The sequence below is a fragment of the Streptomyces sp. CLCI03 genome (genome assembly GCF_053615355.1).
The window spans coordinates 4050900-4074216 of the sequence record NZ_CM132132.1 but is presented as its reverse complement, the minus strand read 5'-3'; the positions used below and the strand labels follow the sequence as shown (position 1 = coordinate 4074216).

General features: G+C 71.6%; 21 protein-coding genes and 1 tRNA gene. 10 read left to right on the top strand and 12 right to left on the bottom strand.

Annotated elements, in window-relative coordinates:
* Positions 1 to 10 precede the first annotated feature (10 nt).
* From pknB to ACWG52_RS18750, 6 genes are all read right to left on the bottom strand, one after another.
* The gene (gene pknB, locus ACWG52_RS18775; RefSeq protein WP_389804257.1) at positions 11 to 2026 is read right to left on the bottom strand and encodes a Stk1 family PASTA domain-containing Ser/Thr kinase; all 2016 of its coding nucleotides are present in this window, start codon (positions 2024 to 2026) and stop codon (positions 11 to 13) included.
* A 194-nt stretch (positions 2027 to 2220) separates the two neighbouring features.
* Positions 2221 to 3684 carry a peptidoglycan D,D-transpeptidase FtsI family protein gene (locus tag ACWG52_RS18770; protein ID WP_033214873.1) on the bottom strand — a complete coding sequence of 488 codons (1464 nt, stop codon included), beginning with the start codon at positions 3682 to 3684 and terminating at the stop codon, positions 2221 to 2223.
* Positions 3681 to 5105, bottom strand: coding sequence for an FtsW/RodA/SpoVE family cell cycle protein (locus tag ACWG52_RS18765; protein WP_033214872.1), 1425 nt, complete (start codon positions 5103 to 5105; stop codon positions 3681 to 3683). The genes ACWG52_RS18770 and ACWG52_RS18765 overlap by 4 nt, the downstream gene beginning before the upstream one ends.
* Before the next feature lie 34 nt (positions 5106 to 5139).
* Complete coding sequence (locus tag ACWG52_RS18760) at positions 5140 to 6657, bottom strand: PP2C family protein-serine/threonine phosphatase (RefSeq protein ID WP_389804255.1); 1518 nt, start codon at positions 6655 to 6657, stop codon at positions 5140 to 5142.
* A gap of 93 nt (positions 6658 to 6750) precedes the next feature.
* Complete coding sequence (locus ACWG52_RS18755; RefSeq protein WP_033214868.1) at positions 6751 to 7257, bottom strand: FHA domain-containing protein FhaB/FipA; 507 nt, start codon at positions 7255 to 7257, stop codon at positions 6751 to 6753.
* Positions 7258 to 7267: 10 nt separating this feature from the next.
* Entirely contained in the window at positions 7268 to 8125 is an 858-nt protein-coding gene (locus ACWG52_RS18750; RefSeq protein WP_389804249.1) for an FhaA domain-containing protein, read from the bottom strand.
* Positions 8126 to 8418: 293 nt separating this feature from the next.
* Between ACWG52_RS18750 and ACWG52_RS18745 the strand changes: the two genes are divergently transcribed.
* The 7 genes from ACWG52_RS18745 to ACWG52_RS18715 all read left to right on the top strand — a co-directional run bounded on the left by ACWG52_RS18745 (position 8419) and on the right by ACWG52_RS18715 (position 15464).
* Positions 8419 to 8501 (top strand) — tRNA-Leu (locus ACWG52_RS18745).
* A 384-nt stretch (positions 8502 to 8885) separates the two neighbouring features.
* Positions 8886 to 10076, top strand: coding sequence for a toxin glutamine deamidase domain-containing protein (locus ACWG52_RS18740; RefSeq protein WP_389804926.1), 1191 nt, complete (start codon positions 8886 to 8888; stop codon positions 10074 to 10076).
* A 129-nt stretch (positions 10077 to 10205) separates the two neighbouring features.
* A complete protein-coding gene (locus ACWG52_RS18735; protein ID WP_389804246.1) occupies positions 10206 to 11906 on the top strand; it encodes a sensor histidine kinase in 1701 nt (566 codons plus the stop codon).
* A gap of 9 nt (positions 11907 to 11915) precedes the next feature.
* On the top strand, positions 11916 to 12575 hold the full coding sequence (locus tag ACWG52_RS18730; protein ID WP_389804243.1) for a response regulator: 660 nt from the start codon (positions 11916 to 11918) through the stop codon (positions 12573 to 12575).
* Between the two features lie 57 nt (positions 12576 to 12632).
* Positions 12633 to 14033 (top strand): DUF2252 domain-containing protein, encoded by a 1401-nt coding sequence (locus ACWG52_RS18725; protein WP_389804241.1) that lies wholly within the window; start codon positions 12633 to 12635, stop codon positions 14031 to 14033.
* 255 nt (positions 14034 to 14288) lie between these two features.
* A complete protein-coding gene (locus ACWG52_RS18720) occupies positions 14289 to 15050 on the top strand; it encodes a hypothetical protein (RefSeq protein WP_389804923.1) in 762 nt (253 codons plus the stop codon).
* 69 nt (positions 15051 to 15119) lie between these two features.
* The gene (locus ACWG52_RS18715) at positions 15120 to 15464 is read left to right on the top strand and encodes a rhodanese-like domain-containing protein (RefSeq protein WP_109779232.1); all 345 of its coding nucleotides are present in this window, start codon (positions 15120 to 15122) and stop codon (positions 15462 to 15464) included.
* A gap of 11 nt (positions 15465 to 15475) precedes the next feature.
* Here the strand turns inward: ACWG52_RS18715 and ACWG52_RS18710 are convergent, their stop codons facing one another.
* From ACWG52_RS18710 to paaA, 6 genes are all read right to left on the bottom strand, one after another.
* Complete coding sequence (locus ACWG52_RS18710; protein WP_389804239.1) at positions 15476 to 16618, bottom strand: acyl-CoA dehydrogenase family protein; 1143 nt, start codon at positions 16616 to 16618, stop codon at positions 15476 to 15478.
* Between the two features lie 150 nt (positions 16619 to 16768).
* Positions 16769 to 17872, bottom strand: a complete 1104-nt coding sequence (locus ACWG52_RS18705) for a 2Fe-2S iron-sulfur cluster-binding protein (RefSeq protein ID WP_389804236.1) — start codon at positions 17870 to 17872, stop codon at positions 16769 to 16771.
* Complete coding sequence (paaD, locus tag ACWG52_RS18700; protein ID WP_033214842.1) at positions 17873 to 18379, bottom strand: 1,2-phenylacetyl-CoA epoxidase subunit PaaD; 507 nt, start codon at positions 18377 to 18379, stop codon at positions 17873 to 17875.
* On the bottom strand, positions 18373 to 19116 hold the full coding sequence (gene paaC / locus ACWG52_RS18695) for a 1,2-phenylacetyl-CoA epoxidase subunit PaaC (RefSeq protein ID WP_314243059.1): 744 nt from the start codon (positions 19114 to 19116) through the stop codon (positions 18373 to 18375). Before paaC ends, paaD begins: the two co-directional genes overlap by 7 nt.
* A complete protein-coding gene (gene paaB, locus ACWG52_RS18690; RefSeq protein WP_030817166.1) occupies positions 19113 to 19397 on the bottom strand; it encodes a 1,2-phenylacetyl-CoA epoxidase subunit PaaB in 285 nt (94 codons plus the stop codon). The genes paaC and paaB overlap by 4 nt, the downstream gene beginning before the upstream one ends.
* On the bottom strand, positions 19394 to 20455 hold the full coding sequence (paaA, locus tag ACWG52_RS18685) for a 1,2-phenylacetyl-CoA epoxidase subunit PaaA (protein ID WP_033214840.1): 1062 nt from the start codon (positions 20453 to 20455) through the stop codon (positions 19394 to 19396). The genes paaB and paaA overlap by 4 nt, the downstream gene beginning before the upstream one ends.
* 135 nt (positions 20456 to 20590) lie before the next feature.
* Between paaA and ACWG52_RS18680 the strand changes: the two genes are divergently transcribed.
* The 3 genes from ACWG52_RS18680 (at position 20591) to ACWG52_RS18670 (ending at position 23254) form a co-directional block, all read left to right on the top strand.
* A complete protein-coding gene (locus ACWG52_RS18680) occupies positions 20591 to 21253 on the top strand; it encodes a DUF5819 family protein (protein WP_390139328.1) in 663 nt (220 codons plus the stop codon).
* Positions 21250 to 22428, top strand: a complete 1179-nt coding sequence (locus tag ACWG52_RS18675) for an HTTM domain-containing protein (protein WP_390139408.1) — start codon at positions 21250 to 21252, stop codon at positions 22426 to 22428. The genes ACWG52_RS18680 and ACWG52_RS18675 overlap by 4 nt, the downstream gene beginning before the upstream one ends.
* Positions 22429 to 22492: 64 nt before the next feature.
* Entirely contained in the window at positions 22493 to 23254 is a 762-nt protein-coding gene (locus tag ACWG52_RS18670; protein ID WP_389804228.1) for a TrmH family RNA methyltransferase, read from the top strand.
* Positions 23255 to 23317: the final 63 nt, after the last annotated feature.

The following is a 23317-nucleotide window of genomic DNA, read 5'->3' as shown; positions in this document are numbered from 1 at the left end:
GGCGGTCGCGTCAGCGGTTGCCGCCCAGGCCGCCGATCAGGCCGCCGTTGTTGTTGCCGCCCTGCTGCTGGCCGTTACCACCGAGGGCGATGACGTTCACGGTCTGGCCCGAGGCCACCGGGGTACCCGGCAGCGGGTCCGTGCGCACGACGACCGCGCTGCCGTCCGTCGATCCGGTGACGATGCCGAGCCGGAGTCCCGCGCGCCGCAGCTCGTCCTTGTACTGGTCCACGGTGAGGCCGTTGAAGTTGGGCACCGCGGTCTGCGCCGAGGCCTTGGCGATGGTGACGTTCACCGTCTTGCCCACCTCGATCTCCTCGCCCGCCTCGATCTGCTGGCCGATGACCGTGCCGGGAACGGATCCGGGAGCCTCTTGCTCCGTCACGCTGCCGAGCCGGAGCTTGGCGTCCGTGAGGGCCTTGATCGCCTCGTCCTTCTTCTTGCCCCTGAGCTCCGGCACCGTGGCCTTGGTGACCTCCTTGGCGACGGTCAGCGTGACGACGCTGTTGCGCTCCGCCTCGGTGCCGCTCTTCGGGCTCTGCTCCAGGACGGTCCCGGCCGGACGGTCGGACTCCTGCGGCTTGCGGTCGACCTGGAAGCCCTTCTCCTTGAGCTGCTTCTCGGCCTCCTCGAAGCTGAGGCTCTGCACGTTGATGACCGTCACCTTGGGCGCGCCCGTGGAGATCGTCACCGTGACGGTCGATCCGTTGTCCACCTTGGTGTCGGCCGCCGGATCCTGCTTGCAGACGTTGCCCTTGGGCTGGTCTTCGCAGGGCGCGTCCTGGCCCTTGACCACCTTGAGGCCGACGTTGTCGCCGCTCTTCTGCGCCACCTCGAAGGTCTGGCCGATGAGCTTGGGCACGGCGGGCCGGTTGTCGGCGCCCTCGCCGAAGAGGGAACGTCCGATGAGGATCGCGCCGACCAGCACGAGGATGCCCGCGGCGACGAGCAGGACGGTGGACGCCTTGCTCTTCTTCTGCCGGCGGCCCGGGCCCTGGTCGTAGCCGCCGTGTCCGTAGCCGCCGTCGCCCGGGGGCATGGGCGGCATCATCGACGTCTGGGCACCGGGATCGGTGGTGCGCAGGGCGGTGGTGGGCTGGTCGTAGCCCTGGTGCCCGTAGCCGCTGCCCGGGTCGGGGTAGCCGTAGCCACCGGCCGCACCCATGGTGGCGGCGGCCGCGACGGGCTGGCCGTCGAGGCAGGCCTCGATGTCGGCGCGCATCTCGTCGGCCGACTGATAGCGGTAATCGGGGTCCTTGACCAGTGCCTTGAGGACGATGGCGTCCATCTCGGGCGTGATCTCGGGGTCGAAGTTCGACGGCGGCTGCGGCTCTTCCCGTACGTGCTGGTAGGCGACGGCCACCGGGGAGTCGCCGACGAACGGGGGCCGGACGCTGAGGAGCTCGTAGAGCAGGCAGCCCGCGGAGTAGAGGTCGGAGCGCGCGTCGACCTGCTCGCCCTTGGCCTGCTCGGGCGAGAGGTACTGGGCGGTGCCGATGACGGCGGCCGTCTGCGTCATGGTCATGCCGGAGTCGCCCATGGCGCGGGCGATGCCGAAGTCCATGACCTTGACCTGGCCGGTACGGGTCAGCATCACGTTGGCGGGCTTGATGTCGCGGTGCACGATGCCGGCGCGGTGCGAGTACTCCAGGGCCTGGAGGATGCCGATGCACATCTCCAGCGTGCGTTCGGGCAGCAGCTTGCGGCCCGAGTGCAGCAGTTCGCGCAGCGTGGAACCGTCGACGTACTCCATCACGATGTACGGGATGGAGATGTTGTCGACGTAGTCCTCGCCGGTGTCGTAGACCGCGACGATCGCCGGGTGGTTCAGCGACGCGGCCGACTGGGCCTCGCGCCGGAACCGGGCCTGGAAGGACGGATCACGGGCGAGATCGGCACGCAGGGTCTTGACGGCGACGGTACGGCCGAGCCGGGTGTCGTGGGCGAGGTACACCTCGGCCATGCCACCACGGCCGAGCACGTGGCTCAGCTCGTACCGGCCGCCGAGGCGACGCGGCTCTTCCATAACGTTGCAGCCCTCTCCGTCAGTCCCGACCGCACCTGTGTGTGGTCCGGCGGTGTGCTGTTCGCGCAAAGGCTACCGGCCGATCGTCCGTGATCGGTTCGTGGCCACAGGCTGATACTGGACCGGTACCGTACGCTCGGACCCGACCGGAATTCTGTGATCTGGGTCACTGGAACCCGGCCGTGATCCCTCGGTCACCCCTGGCTCTTCAGCACCGCTTCCATGACCGCCTTGGCGACGGGAGCGGCCAGACCGCCACCGCTGATGTCCTCGCGGTCCGCCTCGCTGTCCTCGATCACGACGGCGACGGCGACGGGCGAGGCCTTGTCCGGGGTCTCGGCGTAGGAGATGAACCAGGCGTACGGGCGCTTCTTGTTGCCCTCGCCGTGCTGCGCCGTACCGGTCTTGCCGCCGACCGTCACGCCGTTCATCTTGGCCTTGGAGCCGGTGCCGTTCGCGACGACGTTGACCATCATCTGCTGCACCTTCTCCGCGTTGGCGGCGGAGAGCGGCCGGCTCATCTCCTGCGGCTCGTGCTTCTCGATGACGTCCAGGTTGGGAGCCTGGAGCATGTCGACCATGTACGGCTTCATCAGCTTGCCGTCGTTCGCGATCGCGGCCGTGACCATGGCCATCTGCAGCGGAGTGGCGGCGGTGTTGAACTGACCGATGGAGCTCTGGGCGTTGCCGTCCTTGCCCATCTTCTTGTCGTAGATGCTGGCGAACGCGCGGACCGGAACGTCGATCTTGTCGTTGTTGAAGCCGAACTTCTCCGAGGTCTCCACCATCTTGTCGCGGGTGACCTTGTCGCCCATGTTCGCGAAGACGGAGTTGCAGGAGATGCGCAGCGCCTCGTTGAGGCTCGCCTTCTCGCAGCCCTTGGCGTGGTTGATCATCTCGGTCTTGGTGCCGGGCAGGAAGTACGGGTCCGGGGTGTCCGTCGGAGCGTTGATGTCCTGGACGACGCCGTGTTCGAGGGCGGCCGCCGCGGTGACCACCTTGAAGGTGGAGCCCGGCGGGTACGTCTCGCGCAGGGCGCGGTTCACGAGGTTCTTGTCCTCGCTGTCCTTCAGCTCGACCCAGGCCTTCTCGTCGTCCTTGGAGTTGCCCGCGAAGCGCGAGGGGTCGTAGGAGGGCGTGGAGACCAGGGCCAGGATCGCGCCGGTGCGCGGGTCGATGGCCGCGACGGCGCCCTTCTTCGTGCCCAGCGCCTCGAAGGCGGCCTTCTGGGCCTCGGGGTTGAGCGTGGTGACGACGTTGCCGCCCTGCTTCTTCTCCCCGGTGAACATGCCGATGGTGCGGTCGAAGAACAGCCGGTCGTCGTTGCCGGTGAGGATGCCGTCCTCCAGGGACTCCAGCTGGGTGGAGCCGAAGGCCTGGGAGGCGTACCCGGTCACGGGAGCCCAGAGCTCACCGTTCGTGTAGGTCCGCTTGAACTTGTAGTCGCTGCCGTCGGTCACCTTGGAGCCGGTGATCGGGTCGCCCTTGACGATGATGTTGCCGCGCTCGGTCGCGTACTGGGCGATCTGGACCCGGCGGTTCTCCTTGCGCGTGCTGAGCTCCTCCGCCTGCACGTACTGCAGCCAGTTCGTGCGGATCAGCAGGGCGAGGACGAGCAGCCCGCAGAAAAGCGAGATGCGGCGCAGGGGCTTGTTCATGACGGACGGACCACCTGGGTCATCTCGGAGTCGGGGGACGGGGCGGGGGCCGGTGCGGGGCGGCGTGCGGTGTCGCTGATCCGGATGAGGATGGCGATGAGGATCCAGTTCGCGAGGACGGAGGAACCGCCGGAGGCGAGGAAGGGCATCGTCATGCCGGTGAGGGGGATGAGGCCCATGACTCCGCCGGCGACCACGAAGATCTGGAGCGCGAAGGCGCCGGAGAGGCCGATGGCGAAGAGCTTGCCGAAGGGGTCACGGGCGGCGAGGGCGGTGCGCACGCCGCGCTCGATGATGAGCCCGTAGAGCAGGAGGAAGGCCATCACTCCGGCGAGGCCGAGTTCTTCGCCGACGGTGGAGAAGATGAAGTCGGAGTTGGCGGCGAAGCCGATCAGGTCGGAGTTGCCCTGGCCCCAGCCGGCGCCGAGGACCCCGCCGGAACCGAAGCTCATGATCGACTGGCCGACCTGCTCACAGGCGCCCGAGGTGGTGTAGCAGGCGAAGGGGTCGAGCCAGGCGTTGACGCGGGCCTGGACGTGGCTGGCGAAAGTGCCGACGACCACGGCGCCGCCCACCGACATCAGCAGGCCGATGACGATCCAGCTGGTGCGCTCGGTGGCCACGTACAGCATGATCACGAACATGCCGAAGAAGAGCAGCGAGGTGCCGAGGTCGTTCTCGAAGACGAGGACGAGCAGGCTCATCGCCCAGATCATCAGGATCGGGCCGAGGTCGCGGCCACGCGGCAGGTAGAGGCCCATGAAGCGGCGGCTGGCCAGCGCCAGCGCGTCCCGCTTCACCATCAGATAGCCGGCGAAGAAGATCGCGATGACGATCTTCGCGAACTCACCGGGCTGGATGGAGAAGCCGCCGACGCTGATCCAGATCTTGGCGCCGAAGACGTCGGCGCCCAGGCCCGGGATGACGGGCAGGATCAGCAGGACCAGGGCGCCGGCCATGGAGATGTACGTGAACCGCTGCAGGACGCGGTGGTCCTTGAGGACCAGCAGGACGGCGGCGAACAGGGCGATGGCGACCGCCGTGTACATCATCTGGCGCGGCGCGGAGGGGGAGAACCCGCCGAAGGCCCGCTTCGCCAGGTTCTGCAGGCGCTCGGACTGGTCCAGGCGCCAGATCAGGACGAGGCCGAGCCCGTTGAGGAGCGTGGCGAGGGGGAGCAGCAGCGGGTCGGCGTACTTGGCGTACCGGCGCACGACGAGGTGCGCGATCCCGGCGAGGGCGCCGAGGCCGAGGCCGTAGAGCACCATGCCGGGGGGCAGGGAGCCGTTGATCGCGAGGCCCACGTTGGCGTAGGCGAACATCGGGATGAGCACGGCGAAGCCGAGCAGCAGGAGCTCGGTGTTCCGCCTGCTCGGCAGCTCGATGGCGCCGATGGTGGTGGTATTGGTGACAACGCTCATGGTGTGGCAGGCCCCCTGCGCCCGCGTATGTCTACTACTTGCCGCACAGCCCGACCAGTTGCTGCTCCTCGGGAGTCAGACTGGGGGCGGGCGTCTGGCTGTTCTGCGCCTCGGCGTTGCGGCGCTCCTCGTCCTTCTTGCAGGCGGACGTCTGGACGCCGAGATCATCGAGCTTCTTGCGCGCCGCGTCGAAGCTGCTCTCGCTGATGGTGGCCTCGACCAGCTTCCGCTTGAAGGGCGGCAGGTACTTCAGTTCGATGTCGGGGCGGTCGGTCTCCACCTTGGAGAGCTCCAGCGGCCCCAGCTTCGGGCTGATCCCGCGGAAGAGCGCGACGTGCTCACCCTTCACGCCGACGTAGAACTGGGTCTGGGTCCAGCGCCAGCCGGCGTAGAGGCCACCGCCGACGACACCGGCGACGATGAGCAGGGTCAGCGTACGCGTGGTCCACTTGCGCCCTTTGCTGCGGCGCCTGCGGGGGTGGTCGTACGTGTCCTCGTAGCCGGGGTCGGCGGTGTAGGCCTCGGCTTCGCCGAAGGTGCCGTACGCGCCGCCGCCCTTGCCCTGGTCGGGGGAGTACCCGTAGCCGTTGGCGTCGCCGCTGCCGGGCGGGCCGAAGGCGCCTGCGGGGGGCCGGCCGTGGCGGCCGAGGCCCGAGGCGCGGCCGGCCGGGGTCTGCATGGCGTTGCCGCCGTCGAAGAGCTGGTGCTGGTTCTCGGCGACCGCGCCGACGACCACCGGGGTGTCGCTGACCTGGGCGGCGAGGGTGTCACCGCTGTCGGTGTCGAGGACATCGGCGACGATGCAGGTGATGTTGTCGGGTCCGCCGCCGCGCAGGGCGAGCTGGATCAGCGACTGCACGGTCTCGCGGGGACCGTGGTAGTCGGCGAGGGTCTCCTCCAGGGTCTGGTGGGAGACGACGCCGGAGAGTCCGTCGGAGCAGATCAGGTAGCGGTCACCGGCCCGGACCTCACGGATGGAGAGGTCGGGCTCGACGATGTCGCCGCTGCCGAGCGCGCGCATCAGCAGGGAGCGCTGCGGGTGGGTGGTGGCTTCTTCCTCGGTGATGCGCCCCTCGTCGACGAGGCGCTGCACCCAGGTGTGGTCCTGGGTGATCTGGGTGAGGACGCCGTCGCGGAGCAGGTAGGCGCGGGAGTCGCCGACGTGGACGAGGCCGAGGCGCTGGCCGGTCCACAGCAGGGCGGTCAGGGTGGTGCCCATGCCTTCGAGCTGCGGGTCCTCCTCGACCATCACGCGCAGCTGGTCGTTGGCGCGCTGCACGGCCGTGGCCAGCGAGGTGAGGATGTCGGAGCCCGGGACGTCGTCGTCGAGCTGCACGAGCGTGGAGATCACCTCGGAGCTCGCGACCTCGCCGGCGGCCTGGCCTCCCATGCCGTCGGCGATCGCGAGGAGGCGGGGACCGGCGTAGCCGGAGTCCTCGTTCCCCTCACGGATCATGCCCTTGTGTGATCCGGCGGCGAACCGCAAGGACAGACTCATGCGCACCTGCCCTGTCGACGAAGCTGCCTCCGGGTACAACCGGTCTCGAGCCACACTGCCCACCCTCCGGTCGGGAGCGCGCTGGGGTCCGTGCCCTCGGTGGGACGGATCGCCGCCGCGCGCTCGCTCCGCTCGCTCATTCTCGTACTACTTCCGCAGCTCGATGACGGTCTTGCCGATGCGGATCGGTGCGCCCGGCGGAATGGGCGTCGGGGTGGTCAGCCGGGTCCGGTCGAGATACGTGCCGTTGGTGGACCCGAGATCCTCGACGATCCACTGGCCGTCACGGTCGGGATAGATCCTGGCATGGCGGCTGGACGCGTAGTCGTCGTCCAGCACGATCGTGGAGTCGTGCGCGCGGCCAAGCGTGATCGTCTGGCCGGCGAGGGCCACCGTGGTTCCCGTGAGGATGCCCTCGGAGACGACGAGTTTGGTGGGTGCCCCGCGCCGCTGGCGCTGCTGCGGAGGCGTGGCCTGCCGGCCACCCGCCTGCTGCGGGGCGCCGCCGGCGCCCGCGCCGTTACGACGGGAGCCGCGTTGGGTCACGCGCGTCCCGAAGAGATCGCTGCGGATGACCTGGACGGCCACGATGACGAACAGCCACAGAACGGCCAGGAAACCCAACCGCATGACCGTCAGGGTCAGCTCTGACATTGCCCCCGCTTCACCCTTCGGCTTGCCGGTAAATGATGGTGGTACTGCCCACGACGATCCGCGAGCCGTCGCGGAGCGTAGCGCGGGTGGTGTGCTGCCCGTCCACCACGATGCCGTTGGTGGACCCGAGATCCTGGATCGTCGAGGGCGTTCCGGTCCGGATCTCACAGTGCCGGCGCGATACGCCGGGGTCGTCGATCCGCACGTCGGCTTCCGTGCTTCGGCCGAGTACGAGCGTGGGGCGCGAGATCTGGTGGCGGGTGCCGTTGATCTCGATCCAGTGGCGCCGGGGGCCACCCGGGCCGGCCGCGGGGGCCGGTCCGGCGGGTCCGCCCGGGGCGGGCCGCCGAGCGCCGGGTCCGCCCGGGGGCGGGGCGCTGGGCATGGGCGGGGCCGCGACCGGGGGATATCCGTAGCCGCCCTGTGGCTGGTTCTCCGGCGGGTAGCCGTAGCCGCCCTGCGGTGAGGGCGGTCCTGCCTGCGGCTGGGAGGTGCTGGAGGCCAGGGTGCGGCTGCGGACCCGGTAGAGCCCGGTGTCGAGGTCGTCGGCCTTCTCCAGATGGACCTTGATGGGGCCCATGAAGCTGTAGCGCTGCTGCTTGGCGTAGTCGCGGACGAGGCCCGCGAGCTCGTCGCCGAGCTGCCCGGAGTAGGGGCTCAGACGGTCGTAGTCGCCGGCGCTGAGCTCGACGATGAAGTCGTTGGGGACGACGGTCCGCTCGCGGTTCCAGATGGTGGCGTTGTTGTCGCACTCCCGCTGGAGGGCTCCGGCGATCTCCACCGGCTGGACCTCGGACTTGAACACCTTGGCGAAGGTGCCGTTCACCAGACCTTCGAGTCGCTGCTCGAACCGCTTCAGAACTCCCATGGGGCACCTCCTCCGTCGCTGTCGCCCTGTACTGCTTACTGATCGTATCCACGCGTGGCGGATTCGGGTGGTTCCCCATCGTTCCTGTGAGGACGAGTGTTGGTCCTCACAAGGGATCGTAGGGGCGCTCCAGGGACAGTGTCCCGCACCGGGAGCGGAGTGCGGGAGGGGCCGTCCACGGCGGGGTGCGGGGGTGCCGGGAAAGCGATGTGAATCCACCCCGTTCTCCGTGCTAATGTTTCGACGTCGCCAGGGGAAAGGCCCGAAAGGGAAGATCCACTGGGGCGCTGCTCGGGCGAGTGGCGGAACGGCAGACGCGCTGGCTTCAGGTGCCAGTGTCCTTCGGGACGTGGGGGTTCAAATCCCCCCTCGCCCACATCGACGAGACGGTCGTCACTGCGAAAGCGGTGGCGGCCGTTTCGTGTTTCCCCGCCCCGCCTCCTGCCCCTCCGCGGTCGCGGGTGTGACGTACGTCCCTGTTCGGTGCCCCTGACCTGTGGTCCTGTCGGGCGACAGGGTTAGGGTGAGCCAACTGTCCGAATTGTGAGACCAGTTGTGGCCGCCGGGTGTGCGCGATCGTGCTCTCCGGTCGGTGCGAGGAGTCGTGCGTGGGTTTCGACGAGGGGTGGGGGCGGCCGCGCGCCGCCGCGACGGAGCGGGTGGACACCGGAACTCCGACGGAGCCGGCCGAACCGGCGCGTGAGCCGGATCCGGCCGCCGCGGTGGACGTGGAGGCGGCCCGCGAGGCCGTGCTGGAGCGATTGGCGGATTTTCGCAGCCGGGTGGTGCTGGTGCCGCTGGACGACCCGCAGAAGCTGGACGACGGCTGGGAGCCACCGACGGGATCGGCGCCGGCTCGGAGTACGTCGGGGCGGACGACCGGGCGGACAAGGCCGAGGACCGGGGTGACGACTTCGCCTCGGACATGGGCGCTTCGGTCGGCGAGCAGCAGTTCGGCCTCACGTTGAACGAGGCCCTCGAAGCGGCCCGGGCCCGCCTGGAGCAGGCGTTCGCCTCGGAGCCGTGGACGATCGTGCTGAAGCCGGAGCTCACCCAGGAGCACGAGCTGGCCTGGATCGTCCGGTACGACACCCAGGAGAGCATCGACGCCGGGGACCCCATGGTGGGTCCGTTCGACAAACTGGTGATCGTGCCCAAGGACGGTTCCCGGGTGGACTTCCCCCCGACCCACCTGCCCCTCGACGAATACCTCGCCTACGTCCGCCACGGCGGCTGGCAGCGGGCGGGCCTGGCGAAGACCGCGAAGGCCGAGCCGTGGCAGACCGCGCTGGAGTGGCTGCTGTCCACCTACAACGGGCTCGTCGAGCTGGTGGGCATCGACCCTGTCGCCGAGGACGCGGGGACCTGGCTGTTCGCCTGTCGGACCACCGAGCAGCCGGGCTGTCCGCGGACGCCGATGCTGGCCGCGTCGCTCGTGGTGCCCAAGGACTACGGGGAGCCCTTCCATCCCGCGTCGAACGACCCGTGGGGCGACGCCTCGGCGTACACACGGGACCCGGTGGAGCGCGACGCGCAGACCCAGGCCCGGCGGCTGAACGCGCGCGGCTGCGTGGTCACGACGGCCGCGGCGATCGCGGGCGGCCCCTCCTCGCCGCTGCCCTGGCAGCCCGCGCACGAGGCGCCCGGCTGGTGGGAGCTGCTGCTGCGCCGCTACTTCCCCGCCGCCCGCGAGCTGCGGTGCGTGAGCTGGGACGAGGTGATCACGCGGGCCGAGGAGACCGGACCGGACACCCAGGGCGTGGTGTGGGTGCGGCGGGTCATCGGCGGCACCGAGGTCAGCGGGCACCTGCTGTACGTGCACAACAACAACGGCCGGGTGGCGTTCCTGGACGGGATGACCGGCGGGCCGGCCCGGCTGGACCAGGTCGGGGTGCTGCAGCTGGTCTTCGCCCGGGTCGAGTCCGGGGTGCGCGTGGTCCGGTATCGGTGACGGAGCGCGGACGGCCGCCCCGGCCCGCCGCGGGAGGACCCGAGGTGGGGGCGGCCTTCGACTTTCGTCGTGCGGGACGCGACGAAAGAGGGCGGCCGGCCGGGGGTGCGGGTGTCTAGGGTCGGGCGCGTGGATGCGAAGGCGAAGACGCGTGCCGGCTGGGACTGGTTGAAGGGCCCGGAGCCGTGGACCCGGCGAATGCTGTTCGGGGACCTGGCGCTCGGCGGCGTGCTCGCCATCCTCGGCCTGGGCGTCGAGGAGGTCAGCAACGCCTCCGGGCGGCGCATGCTGCTCGGAGCCGTGCTCGCGATCGTGTTGACGTTGACGCGCCGCAGGCTGCCCGGGAGCACGCTCGTGTTCGCCTCGGGCGTGGTCACCTTCCTGCCCGGGGCCTTCTTCGTGCTGCCCCTGCTGGGCTGGTCGGCCGGCCGGCGGATCATCGGGGTGGGCCGGGCGCTGGCCGCCTTCACGCTGGCCTTCGTGGCGGCGGTCGGCTGCAGCGTGGTGGAGCAGTGGGCACAGATGCAGCCGCTGCTCGTGATCGTTTTCTCCACGCTGATGTTCCTGGCGACGACCGTGATGCCGGGTCTGGCCAGCCGGTACTGGTCGCAGCGGCGCACCCTGCTGCGCGCGCTGCAGGAGCGCAACGGGCAGCTGCTGCGCGAGCGGGCCATGGTCGCCGGGCAGGCGCGGCTGCGCGAGCGTCAGCGCATCGCCCAGGACATGCACGACAGCCTCGGGCACCAGCTGGCGCTGATCGCCGTGCACACCGGCGCGCTGGAGGTGGATCCGAAACTCACCGACCGTCAACGTGAGGCGGTGGGCGTGCTGCGGCAGGCCTCGGTGGCCGCCATGCACGAGCTGCGCGAGGTCGTCGGCATCCTGCGCGACGGGGTGGAGGCGCCCGCGCCCGTGGAGGAGGCCCAGCCCGCGGCGCGCGGGGTGGCCGGTATCGCGGGGGTGGTGGAGGCGGCCCAGGGCTCGGGGACCGACGTCCGGATGACCACCTCGGGCCGGCCGAGGCCGCTGGTCGCGGCGTGCGACCACGCCGCGTACCGGATCGTGCAGGAGGCCCTGACGAACGCGTACAAGCACGCGCCGGGGGCGCCGATCGCGGTGGAGCTGCGCTACGAGGACGACTCGCTGGTCGTGGAGATCGCCAACGGGCCGTCGGCGGGGCCGCCGGCCGACGAGGTGGTGTCGGGCGGGCAGGGCCTGACGGGGCTGCGCGAGCGGGCCCGGCTGGTCGGCGGGATGGTGCACGCGGGTCCCGTCGAGGGCGGCGGGTTCCGGGTGGCCGGGGTCCTGCCGTACGGGGCGGAGCCGGCCGGCGTGGTGGACGTGGCCGACGACTTCGGGCAGCAGGCGCACGCGCACGCGGGCGGTCCGCCGCCCGGGCGGGGCGGCGAGCAGCCGATGGACTGGCAGGCGGTGGACCGGGAGCTGGCCGTCCGTATGCCCAGCCGGTCCGGTGGGGTAGCGGTGGGCTGCGGGATCGCCTTCGCGGCGGTGGTGCTGCTGGTGATCGTGTTCGGGGCCGGTGCGGTGCTGCTGATCGACTCGGCGAGCGACGCGATGATCGACCGGGACGAGTTCGACGCCGTGCACGTGGGCGAGACCGAGCAGGCCGTCCGCGACCGGCTGCCGACCGGGGAGAACTTCATGACCGCCGGGGCCGCCAGGAAGGGGCCGCCCCGGCCCGCGGGCTCGGAATGTCTGGCCCTGCTGGCCGAGGACAATTCGGGCTCCCTGGGAACGGACCGGATCTTCCGGTTCTGCTTCAGGGACGGCAAGCTCGTGGAAAAGCAGGAGTACGAGGTCAAGCAGTAGGAGCGCGGGGTGACAGCCGAAGTGATCAGAGTGGTGATCGCCGATGACGAGCCACTGATCCGGGCCGGGATCAGGATGATCCTGACCTCGGCGCCGGACATCGAGGTCGTCGCGGAGGCGGCGAACGGCAAGGAGGCGGTGGACCTGGCGCGCTCGCACGCGCCCGACGTGATGCTGCTGGACATCCAGATGCCGGTGATGGACGGGCTGTCGGCGCTGGGCGAGCTGCGACGGGCCGTGCCGCAGGTGCGGGCGCTGATCCTGACCACCTTCGGCGAGAAGGAGAACGTGCTGCGGGCGCTCGGCGAGGGCGGCGCGGGATTCCTGTTGAAGGACTCGGCGCCGGGCGAGCTGATCGGGGCGGTCCGGGCGGCGGCCGCCGGGGACGCCTACCTCTCGCCCGGGGCGACCCGGCACGTGGTGGACCAGCTGGCCTCCGGGAAGGCCGCCGTACGCGGGGAGGTGGCCCGGCGTCAGGTGGCGGAGCTCAGCGACCGGGAACGCGGAGTGCTGGCGCTGCTGGGCGAGGGCCTGTCCAACGCGGAGGCGGGCCGACGGCTGCACATGAGCGAGGCCACCGTGAAGACGTACGTGAGCCGGATCCTGGCGAAGCTGGACTGCGAGAACCGGGTGCAGGCGGCACTGCTGGCCAGGGACGCCGGGCTGTAGATACGGTCAGCCCGTTCGAGAAGCGATCAATGAAGTGAACGGGTGGGGGCGGCGTCGATGGCGGCGATTGCGGGTCAGCGGATTCCGGACGTGGCGGGCTTCGCTCCGAGGGTGGCGGCCGGTTCACCGAAGGAGGAGGGCAAGGCGCTGCGCGCCCGCCTGCCGCGGTCGGCGCACGCCACCTTCGTGGCGCCGGCCGGGCGGCCGGACGCCGTGCGCGCGGTGGAGGAGTCGAACGCCGGGCGGGTCGCCGAGCTGACGCCGATACGGGTCGGCCGGATGGCCGCGAACCCCTTCGCGTTCCTGCGGGGCGCGGCCGGGTTGATGGCCCACGACCTGTCCGGTGGTCCGGTGACCGGGGTCGGAGCGCAGATCTGCGGCGACGCGCACGCGGCGAACTTCGGTCTGTACGGGGACGCGAGCGGGCGGCTCGTCATCGACCTCAACGACTTCGACGAGACCGTGTTCGGCCCGTGGGAGTGGGACGTGAAGCGGCTGGCGGCCTCGCTGGTCCTGGCGGGCCGGGTGGCGGGCGCGGACGAGGACACCTGCCGGGCGGCGGCACTCGACGCCGTCGGCGCCTACCGGCGCACCATGCGGCTCCTGGCGAAGCTGCCCGCGCTCGACGCGTGGAACGCCATCGCCGACGAGGAGCTGGTCTCGCACGCCGACGCCCGTGATCTGCTGGGCACGCTGGAGCGGGTCTCGGAGAAGGCCCGCAACAACACCTCCGCGCGGTTCGCCGCCAAGTCCACGGAGATAGGACCGGACGGCGGCCGACGCTTCGTCGACGCGCTGCCCGTGCTGCGCCGGGTCGGGGACGGGGAGGCGGCGGCCGTGGCGGCCTCGCTCGGCCCCTACCTGCAGACGCTGCAGGGCGACCGGCTGCCGCTGCTGGCCCGGTACGCGATCCAGGACGTTGCCTTCCGCGTGGTGGGCACCGGGAGCGTCGGCACCCGCTCGTACGTGGTCCTGCTGCTGGACCACCGGGGCGAGCCGCTGGTGCTCCAGGTCAAGGAGGCGCGGCCCTCGGTGCTGCTGCCGCACCTGCCCGGGCTGGGCTTCGCGCCGGCCCCGGAGCAGCACGAGGGCCTTCGGGTGGTGGCCGGGCAGAAGCGGATGCAGGTGGTCTCCGACATCATGCTGGGCTGGACCACGGTGGAGGGCCGGCCCTTCCAGGTGCGGCAGTTCCGCAACCGCAAGGGCAGCGTGGACCCGGCGGCGTTGGCCGTCGACCAGATCGACGACTACGGGCGGATGACCGGCGCCCTGCTGGCCCGGGCGCACGCGCACAGCGTCGACCCGCGGCTGCTGGCCGGGTACTGCGGGAAGAACGACGAGCTGGACGAGGCGATGGCGGCCTTCGCGGTGGCCTACGCCGACCGCACCGAGGCCGATCACGCCGACCTGGTGGCGGCCGTGCGGGCCGGTCGGATCGCGGCGGAGATCGGGGTCTGACGGTGCTCGGCGGTCCCGCGCGGCCGGCCGCGGGTCTTCCGCGGCCGCCCGCGGGTGCTCCGACCAGGGCCTGAGCGGTTCGGTCGGAGCCGTGGCGGGTCCTGCCGCGGCGGGCGATGTTCCACGTGAAACATCGCCCGCGCGGGCGGGCCGTAGGCTGGCCGGGTGAGCGAGCAGACCGAGCAGCCTGAGCAGACAGTCCCCGGTGATTCCGGTGACTCCTCCGTCACCGGTGGGGAGCGCCCGGAGGCGCGCCTGGAGCGGGCCGTGCGGGCCGCCGAGCAGGCGCTGATCGAGTTCGAGATCGCGGTGGAGACCTTCCGGGTGGAGGTGGAGAACTTCTCCCGCCTGCACCACCAGAAGCTCGGCCCGATGTACACCCGGCTCGACGAGCTGGACGCCCTGATCGCCGAGGCGAAGGCGTCCCGCAGCGGCGATCCCGAGGACCTGCGGCGGGCGAGGGAGGCGCGCTCGCTGGTCATGCCGATGCCCGGGGTGGACGAGCTGTTCCACGACTGGCTGGGCTCGGACGGGATCTCCGACGACGCCGCCGCGATGCTGACCGACCGGCCCGTGCGGCCGCCGGAGCGGGTGCGGCCCTCGGAGGAGGTGCGCCGCCTCTACCGCGAGCTGGTCCGTCAGGCCCACCCCGACCTCGCGCAGGAGGAAGGCGAGCGGGAGCGGCGCGACGCGTTCATCGCGCGGGTCAACGCCGCCTACGGGCGCGGTGACGAGGGGCTGCTGCGCGAGCTGGCCGAGGAATGGGCGGCCGGACCGGCGCCCGAGGCGTCTGCGCCCGGCGAGAGCGACGAGCTGTACGCGCGGCTGGAGTGGCTTGCACGCCGCAAGGAGCTGCTGTCGCTCGTGGCCAAGGAGCTGGAGGAGAGCGCGATCGGGTCGATGCTGAGGATGGCGCCCGAGGACCCCGACCGGCTGCTGGAGGAGATCGCGGAGCAGCTGCTCGCGCAGGTCTCCGAGCGCGAGGCGGAGCTGGCGGCGGAGCTCGCCGCCGAGTGAGCCCGGTCCGCCCGTACCGGGTGGTCGGATAGGTTGGCAGCAGATTCGTGAAGAGAGAAGGCGACAGCTATGAACTTCGGACCGCTTCCCTCGGTGGACGCCACCGCGGTGCCCTCCGAAGGCTTTGTCCTCGACGTCCGTGAGGACGACGAATGGGCGGCCGGCCACGTCGAGGGCGCTCTGCACATCCCGATGAGCGACTTCGTGGCCCGCTTCGGTGAGCTGACCGAGGCGGTCGAGGACGGTCGCCGGGTGTACGTGATGTGCCGGGTCGGCGGGCGTTCCGCGCAGGTCACCCAGTACCTGGTGCGCCAGGAGATCGACGCCGTGAACGTCGACGGCGGGATGCAGGCCTGGGACGGTGCCGGGCGCCCGATGGTGACGGACAACGGGAACCCGGCCTTCGTCCTCTGAGGGGAGCCGGTTCAGGCGAGGGGGTGGGCGGCCAGCAGGTCGCCCAAGGCCTCCTCGTGCGCGGCGGCCGGGCCCAGCTGGAGCTCCAGCTGCTTGGCCCAGGCGTGGTAGCGGTGCAGCGGGTAGTCGGTGTCGGCGCCGAATCCGCCGTGCAGGTGCTGGGCGGTCTGTACGACCCGGCGCACACCTTCCGCGGCCCAGATCTTGGCGACCGCGACATCACCGGAGCTCGGCAGCGGACCGCCGGCGCCGCCGGTCGCCGCGTCGAGCCGCCAGGCGGCCTGCCACAGGGTGACCTCCATGGCGCGCAGGTCGATGTACCGGTCGGCGGCCTGGACGGCGACGGCCTGGAAGGTGGCCACCGGGAAGCCGAACTGCTCGCGCTTGCCGGTGTACAGGCTGGTCATGGTGAGGACGTTCTCGCCGAGTCCGAGCGCCAGCGCGCAGGTCCCGGTGGCGAGGAGCTGACGTAGCCGCTCCCAGGCTCCCGGGGTCTCGATGAGGTGCGTGGTGTCCACCCGCACGCCGTCGAGGGCGAGTTCGGCGAGCCGCTCCCCACTCGTGGAGACCTGCTCGGCGAGGGCCAGCCCTTCGGCGGCCCGTGGGACGAGCGCGAGGACGGCCTCGCCCTCGCCGGTGTGCGCGGGTACGGCGATCCAGTCCGCGCCGTGCGCCCAGGGCACCGCGGTCTGCGTACCTTCCAGGATCCACGCCTCGCCCTCGCGGCGGGCGATGACGGCGAGTTCGGCCGGGTCGTGGCCGGAGCGTCCGTGGGCGGCGGCGGTGAGCACGAGGGTGCCGTTCCCGGCGCCGGGCAGCAGGGCGGCGGCGAGTTCCGGGCTGCCGTGGGCCTGCACGGCCATGGCGGTGGCGCAGTGCTCCAGCAGCGGGACCCGTGCCAGCACCCGGGCGGCCTCGCGCAGCACCAGGCACAGGGCGACGGCGTCCAGGCCCGCCCCGCCGTGCTCCTCGGCGAGCACCAGGCTCAGCAGGTCCGATGAGGCGAGCTTGGCCCACAGCGGGCGGTCGAAGTCGTCGGCGACGGCCCCCGGGGTCAGCGCGGGGCTGGGCACGCCGTCGGGCGCGACATCCGCGAAGACGGCCCGGGCCGCCTCGACGGCGGCTTGCTGCTCCTCGGTGAAGGTGAAGTCCACTGCCTGTCCTCCCGCGCGTTCAGGTCCGACGACGAGGTCGCGTCTGACGGTGCGTCAAGATAGAACAGGTTCTGGAAAATGGACAGGCCTTGGAGACGGGTCGGGCCCCTGTCCTGGGACAGGGGCCCGACCGAAGGGACGTCGATCCGCTCAGCGGTCGAAGTCGATCTCCACTTCCTCGGTGACCGGGTGCGACTGACAGGCCAGGACGAACCCGGCCTCCGTCTCCTCGGCCTCCAGCGCGAAGTTCCGCTCCATCCGGACCTCGCCCGAGACCACGAACGCCCGACAGGTGCCGCAGACGCCGCCCTTGCAGGCGTACGGGGCGTCCGCGCGGTTGCGGAGCACCGCGTCCAGCAGGGACTCGCCGTCCTGGACCGGCCAGGTGCCCGAGCGGCCGTCGAGCCGTGCGGTGACCCGTCCGTGCGCGGGGGCCGCGGAACCGGCCGGGCGGGCCGTCGGCGCGGTGTCCTCGACGTGGAAGATCTCCTCGTGCACCCGGGTCCGCGCGACGCCGAGCGCGCCCAGGGCTCGCTCCGCGCCCTGCACCAGACCGTACGGGCCGCACAGGAACCAGCCCGTCACCTCCGTCACCGGCAGCAGCGCCGGCAGCAGGGACACCAGCCGCTCCTCGTCCAGCCGCCCGGAGGGCAGCCCGGACTCCTGCTCCTCGCGGGAGAGGACCGTCACCAGCTGGAACCGTGCCGGATAGCGGTCCTTGAGGTCGGCGACCTCCTCCAGGAACATCGTCGAGGCCGCCGTACGGTCGCTGCGCACGAGGCAGAACCGGGCGTCGGGTCGGGCGGCCAGCAGGCTCGCCGCGATCGAGAGCACCGGCGTGATGCCGCTGCCGCCGACGATCGCCGCGTAGTGCCCCGAGGCCGGCGCGGCGGTGGGCTCCAGGACGAAGCGCCCGGCCGGGACCATGACCTCCAGCACGTCCCCGGCGGCGATCTCCTTGTGGGCGAAGGTGGAGAACTCGCCGCCCTCCACCAGTCGCACCCCGACCCGCAGCCGCTCCGGGCCCGGGCCGGCCGCGGACGGTGCCGGGGAGCAGATCGAATAGGTGCGGCGGACCTCGACGCCGCCCTCGGGGGCGGTGCGGCGCAGCGTCAGGTGCTGGCCCGGGGCGTGCCGGTAGTCCTCGCGCAGCTCCTCGGGAACCCGCAGGGTCAGTGCCACCGAGTCGTCGGTGAGCCGGTCGACAGCCGCCACCGTCAGCGGGTGGAACGCGCCGTGGCGGGGGGCGGCCATCTAGAGCTCCTTGAAGTGGTCGAACGGTTCGCGGCAGGCGGTGCAGCGACGCAGCGCCTTGCACGCGGTGGAGGAGAAGCGGCTGAGCAGCTCGGTGTCGGTCGATCCGCAGTGGGGGCAGCGGACCGACAGGGTCACCGGGACCGGCCCGCCGGCCGCGTGCGGACGGGGTGGGGCGATGCCGAACTCGGCGAGCTTGCGCCGGCCCTCGGCGCTGATGTCGTCGGTCGACCAGGCGGGGGCCAGCACGGTCGTCACCGTCACCTCGGGGATGCCGTGGCCGGTCAGCGCCCGCTCGATGTCGGCGGACATGGCCTCGATGGCCGGGCAGCCGGTGTAGGTGGGCGTGAGGGTGACCTCGGCCCGGCCGTCCTCGTGCATCCGCACCCCACGCACCACGCCGAGTTCGCCGAGGGTGAGCACGGGCAGCTCCGGGTCCGGGACGGAGCCGGCCAGCGCGGCCAGTTCCGCCTCCAGGCGGGTCGTTCCGGCGTCGGTGGTCACCATGAGGCCCCCGGGTGGCTGCGGTGCAGGTGCTGCATCTCGGCGAGCATCCGGCCGAAGGACTCGGTGTGCAGGCCCTGCCGTCCGGCGCCCGCCGCCCAGGCGCCGGTGCGCGGACCCTGGGGCAGGTCGAGGCCGGCCTGCTCCAGCACGCCGGTCAGCGCGGCCAGCCAGCGTTCCTCCACGGCGGTCAGGTCCAGGCCTTCGAGGCCGTCCACCGGCTGGAACATCTCGCCGGTGAACTTCCACAGCGCGTCGAGGGCGGCCCGCATACGGCTGCGGCTCTCCTCGGTGCCGTCCCCGAGCCGCAGGGTCCACTGCTCGGCGTGGTCACGGTGGTACGCGGTCTCCTTGACGGCCTTGGCCGCCAGCGGCGCGAACGGGCCGTCCCCGCGGGCGAGCTCCCCGTAGACCTCGTGCTGGTAGAAGGAGAAGTAGAGCTGGCGGGCGATGGTGTGGGCGAAGTCGCCGTTCGGCTGCTCGACCAGCTGGAGGTTGCGGAAGGACCGCTCCTCGCGCAGGTACGCCAGCTCGTCCTCGTCGCCGACCATGGACAGCAGGATCCGGGCCTGGCCGAGCAGGTCGAGGGCGATGTTGGCGAGGGCGACCTCCTCCTCCAGGACGGGGGCGTGTCCGGCCCATTCGCCGAGGCGGTGGGAGAGGATCAGCGCGTCGTCGCCGAGCGCGAGTGCCGCCGCAGCGGTGGCACCGGTGAGGCGCGTGGTGTCGGTGCTGGTCACAGGTGGCTCACGCCCTCCGGGATGTCGTAGAAGGTGGGGTGCCGGTACGGCTTGTCGGCGGACGGCGCGAAGAAGGGGTCCCGCTCGTCGGGCGAGGAGGCGGTGATCTCGGTGGAGGGCACCACCCAGATCGAGATGCCCTCGTTGCGCCGGGTGTAGAGATCGCGGGCGTTGCGCAGGGCCATCTCCGCGTCGGGTGCGTGCAGGCTGCCCGCGTGCGTGTGCGAGAGACCGCGGCGCGAACGCACGAAGACCTCCCACAGGGGCCAGTTCTGCGTCATACCCGTGCCTCCTCGTTCTGTCCGGCGTGCTTCGCCGCTTGCTGTGCCACCTGCTGTGCCGTCTGCTTGCGCGCGTACGCGGCGGCCGCGTCACGCACCCAGGCGCCGTCCTCGTGGGCCTTGCGCCGCTGGCCGATCCGCTGCTCGTTGCAGGGGCCGTTGCCCTTGAGGACGTCCCAGAACTCGGCCCAGTCGATGGCGCCGAAGTCGTGGTGTCCGCGCTCCTCGTTCCACTTCAGGTCCGGGTCGGGCAGGGTCAGACCGAGGGACTCGGCCTGCGGGACGGCGATGTCCACGAACCGCTGGCGCAGTTCGTCGTTCGAGTGCCGCTTGATGCGCCAGGCCATCGACTGGGCCGAGTGGGCCGACTCGTCGTCCGGCGGGCCGAACATCATCAGCGACGGCCACCACCACCGGTCCACCGCGTCCTGGGCCATCGCGTGCTGGGCCTCGGTGCCGCGGGAGAGGGCGAGGAGCAGCTCGTACCCCTGGCGCTGGTGGAAGGACTCCTCCTTGCAGATCCGGACCATGGCGCGGGCGTAGGGCCCGTAGGAGCAGCGGCAGATCGGCACCTGGTTGGTGATCGCCGCGCCGTCCACGAGCCAGCCGATGGCGCCGACGTCCGCCCAGGTCAGGGTGGGGTAGTTGAAGATCGAGGAGTACTTCTGCTTGCCCGAGTGGAGCTTGTCGAGCAGCTCGTCGCGGCTGGTGCCGAGGGTCTCGGCCGCGCTGTAGAGGTACAGCCCGTGGCCGGCCTCGTCCTGGACCTTGGCCATCAGGATCGCCTTGCGGCGCAGCGAGGGCGCGCGGGTGATCCAGTTCGCCTCGGGCTGCATGCCGATGATCTCGGAATGGGCGTGCTGCGCCATCTGGCGCACCAAGGAGGCGCGGTACTCGTCCGGCATCCAGTCGCGCGGCTCCACCCGCTCGTCGGCCGCCACGGCCGCGTCGAATGCCGCCGCGAGCTGTGCGCCCAGGTCAGCAGTCATGCCTGTCCCGTCCGTCCTGTCTGTCCCGAGAGCCGTGTCCGGCCCCGTCTCCGGGGTCACTGCCACCATTCCGGCCCCCTGCCAGAGTCCGCTGTCCGCCCGACCGACCGATCGTTCGGTTCATACGCTTCAATGGTGAGACGGCGGCCCGTAGGGTGTCAACCTCTGAGGTCAACCCTGTGGACGCCGGACGATCGGGTGGGGATGGATTCGAACGAGCACGAGCCCGCCGAAAGGGCCGCTCCGTCACCCCCGCGGGCGCCCGGAATAGCCGGTCTTTCCACCCCGTACCGCGTCGTGACCGCCTTGGCCCTCGGGGTGGTCGCGGTGGCCGCCTGCACGCACCTCGCCTTCGTCTTCCTGCACGTGGCGCCGACCAACACGGTCAGCCGGCAGCACGCGAAGACGATCGACAGCTGGATCTATCCGGAGTTCGAACAGAACTGGAAGCTGTTCGCCCCCAACCCGCTGCAGCAGAACATCGCGGTCGAGGCCCGCGCGGACGTCAGGGGCGAGGACGGTGAGCTGGTCACCACCCCCTGGCGCGACCTGAGCGCCGAGGACGGCGAGGCCATCCGGCACAGCCTGCTGCCGAGCCACACCCGACAGAACGAGCTCCGCCGCGCCTGGGACTTCTTCACCGGCTCCCACGACGAGGACAACAAGCCGAACGGCGAGCGCGGGCAGCTGTCCGAGGAGTACCTCCGGCGCATCGCGGTGAACCGGCTCGCCCCCGGGCTGCGGGAAGGAACCATCCTGCGGATCCAGCTGCGCTCGGCGACCACGGCGGTGCCCGCGCCGAAGTGGAGCGCCGAGACCACCGACACCCAGACCTACTACCGGGAGCTGCCGTGGTGGACGCTCTGAGGCGCGCCCGCGAGGCGGCGGGCCGGGCGGCCGCGCGGGTCACCGGGCAGGCCCTGGGCCCGTACCAGAGCGCCGTGGTCCGCATCGGCTTCGCCGCGACCTGGCTCTTCTTCCTGCTGCGCGAGTTCCCGCACCGCGCCGAGCTGTACGGGCCGGACGGGCCGTGGGGCTGGGACCTCGCGGAGCGGCTGATCGACACCAACCACGCCTTCACGGTGCTGATGTGGTCGGACTCGACGCTGTGGTTCGAGAGCGTCTACGCGGTGTCCGTGCTGGCGAGCGTGGGGCTGCTGCTGGGCTGGCGGACGCGGGCGACCTCGGTGCTCTTCATGATCGGAGTGCTGTCGCTGCAGAACCGCAGCGTGTTCATGGGCGACGGCGGGGACAACGTCATCCACCTGATGGCGATCTACCTGGTGCTGACCCGGTGCGCGCAGGTCTGGTCGCTGGACGCGCGCCGGGCCCGTACGCACGGCTCGGCGACGGCCGGGGCGGCCGGGCCGGTGCTGTGGGGCGTGCTCGGCGTGGGATTCGCCTTCGGCGCGGCGACCGGCGGCTTCGGTCACGGCTGGACGGCGGCGTTCGCGGCGGTGTGGGTGGTCTGCGGGCTGTGGTGGCTGGTCGACCGGTACGAGCCGCAGGGCGAGGGGCGGGCGGTTCTGGACGTCCTCGCGAACCTGCTGCACAACGCGGGCATGCTGGTGATCATGGCGGAGGTCTGCCTGATCTACGCGACGGCGGGCTGGTACAAGATCCAGGGGTCCCGTTGGCAGGACGGGACGGCCCTGTACTACCCGCTGGGACTGGACTACTTCACCCCGTGGCCGGCGCTGTCGGCGCTGCTGGCGGGGAGCGGGACGCTGGTGATGCTGCTGTCGTACGGCACGGTGGCGGTGCAGGTGGCGTTTCCGTTCACGCTGTTCAACCGGCGGATCAAGAACGTGCTGCTGGCGTTGATGATGCTGGAGCACGCGGGGATCGCGGTGCTGCTGGGGCTGCCGTTCTTCTCCTTGGCGATGATCGCCGCGGACGCGGTGTTCCTGCCGACCGGTTTCCTGGTGTGGCTGGGGGTACGGGTCGCCGTGCGGCGGCGGCGTGCGGCGGAGCCCGAGTCGGACGCCGCCGAGCCGGACGCCGCCGAGCCGGTGTCGGTGTCGGTGCCGGGACCGCGCTGACGGTCCTCCCCTGGGGAGCGGCCCGCGCGGTGGACGGCGTCCGGGCGGACCGTAGGGTCGGGGTATGGACGACACGGTGCGGGAATGGCGGGAGGCCGAGCGGGCGGGGGATCTCGTGCTGCTGGACGGGTTCCACGCGCTGAAGCACGCCCTGCGGTTCGGGGCCGACGTACGACTGGTCATCGCCGAGGACCCCGGCGCCGTACGGGCGCTGGCCCGTGAGCTGGCTCCGGACGTCGAGGCCGCCGTGGTGCGCCTCACGCGACGGGCCGACCTCAAGGGGGTGCTGACCCGTGTGCACCCCACCGGGGTCGCGGCCCTCGCGGTCCGCCCCGACCGGGCCGCCGGCATCGCAGGGCTGGGGCGGCTGCCCCGGCCGGCCCCCGTCGTCGTCCTCGACAACCCCCGCAATCTCGGCAACGTCGGCGCCGTCGTCCGGCTCGCCGCCGGCTTCGGCGCCACCGGTGTCGTCACCCGCGGCGACCTCGACCCCTGGCACCCGAACGTGGTCCGGGCCGGGGCCGGGCTGCACTACGCCACCACCGTCGAGCGCCTCGCCCTGGAGGAACTGCCCCCCGGGCCGCTCTACGCCCTCGACCCCGAGGGCGCGGACATCCGCGCCCTCACCCTCCCGGACGACGCCCTGCTCGCCTTCGGCTCGGAGCGCCACGGCATCTCACCGGAGCTGCGCGCCCGTGCGGACCACCTCGTCTCCCTGCCGATGCGTCCCCAGGTCTCCAGCTACAACCTCGCCACCAGTGTGGCCATGACCCTCTTCCACTGGGGCGGGCCCCCGGCCGACGAACAGGACGGCGAGAGCTTCTAGCCGAGTCGGTGGTCGCGGCCCCACGCGGGACGGCCCGGGTGGACGCCTCCTCCCGCTTCTTCG

What these genes read in the sequence shown, in the direction of transcription:
- pknB (WP_389804257.1), bottom strand. Translation starts at nt 2,026, where the DNA reads ATGGAAGAGCCGCGTCGCCTCGGCGGCCGGTACGAGCTGAGCCACGTG.
- ACWG52_RS18770 (WP_033214873.1), bottom strand. Translation starts at nt 3,684, where the DNA reads ATGAACAAGCCCCTGCGCCGCATCTCGCTTTTCTGCGGGCTGCTCGTC.
- ACWG52_RS18765 (WP_033214872.1), bottom strand. Translation starts at nt 5,105, where the DNA reads ATGAGCGTTGTCACCAATACCACCACCATCGGCGCCATCGAGCTGCCG.
- ACWG52_RS18755 (WP_033214868.1), bottom strand. Translation starts at nt 7,257, where the DNA reads ATGTCAGAGCTGACCCTGACGGTCATGCGGTTGGGTTTCCTGGCCGTT.
- ACWG52_RS18750 (WP_389804249.1), bottom strand. Translation starts at nt 8,125, where the DNA reads ATGGGAGTTCTGAAGCGGTTCGAGCAGCGACTCGAAGGTCTGGTGAAC.
- ACWG52_RS18725 (WP_389804241.1), top strand. Translation starts at nt 12,633, where the DNA reads ATGGCGGCGATTGCGGGTCAGCGGATTCCGGACGTGGCGGGCTTCGCT.
- ACWG52_RS18715 (WP_109779232.1), top strand. Translation starts at nt 15,120, where the DNA reads ATGAACTTCGGACCGCTTCCCTCGGTGGACGCCACCGCGGTGCCCTCC.
- ACWG52_RS18705 (WP_389804236.1), bottom strand. Translation starts at nt 17,872, where the DNA reads ATGGCCGCCCCCCGCCACGGCGCGTTCCACCCGCTGACGGTGGCGGCT.
- paaD (WP_033214842.1), bottom strand. Translation starts at nt 18,379, where the DNA reads ATGGTGACCACCGACGCCGGAACGACCCGCCTGGAGGCGGAACTGGCC.
- paaB (WP_030817166.1), bottom strand. Translation starts at nt 19,397, where the DNA reads ATGACGCAGAACTGGCCCCTGTGGGAGGTCTTCGTGCGTTCGCGCCGC.
- paaA (WP_033214840.1), bottom strand. Translation starts at nt 20,455, where the DNA reads ATGGTGGCAGTGACCCCGGAGACGGGGCCGGACACGGCTCTCGGGACA.
- ACWG52_RS18680 (WP_390139328.1), top strand. Translation starts at nt 20,591, where the DNA reads ATGGATTCGAACGAGCACGAGCCCGCCGAAAGGGCCGCTCCGTCACCC.
- ACWG52_RS18670 (WP_389804228.1), top strand. Translation starts at nt 22,493, where the DNA reads ATGGACGACACGGTGCGGGAATGGCGGGAGGCCGAGCGGGCGGGGGAT.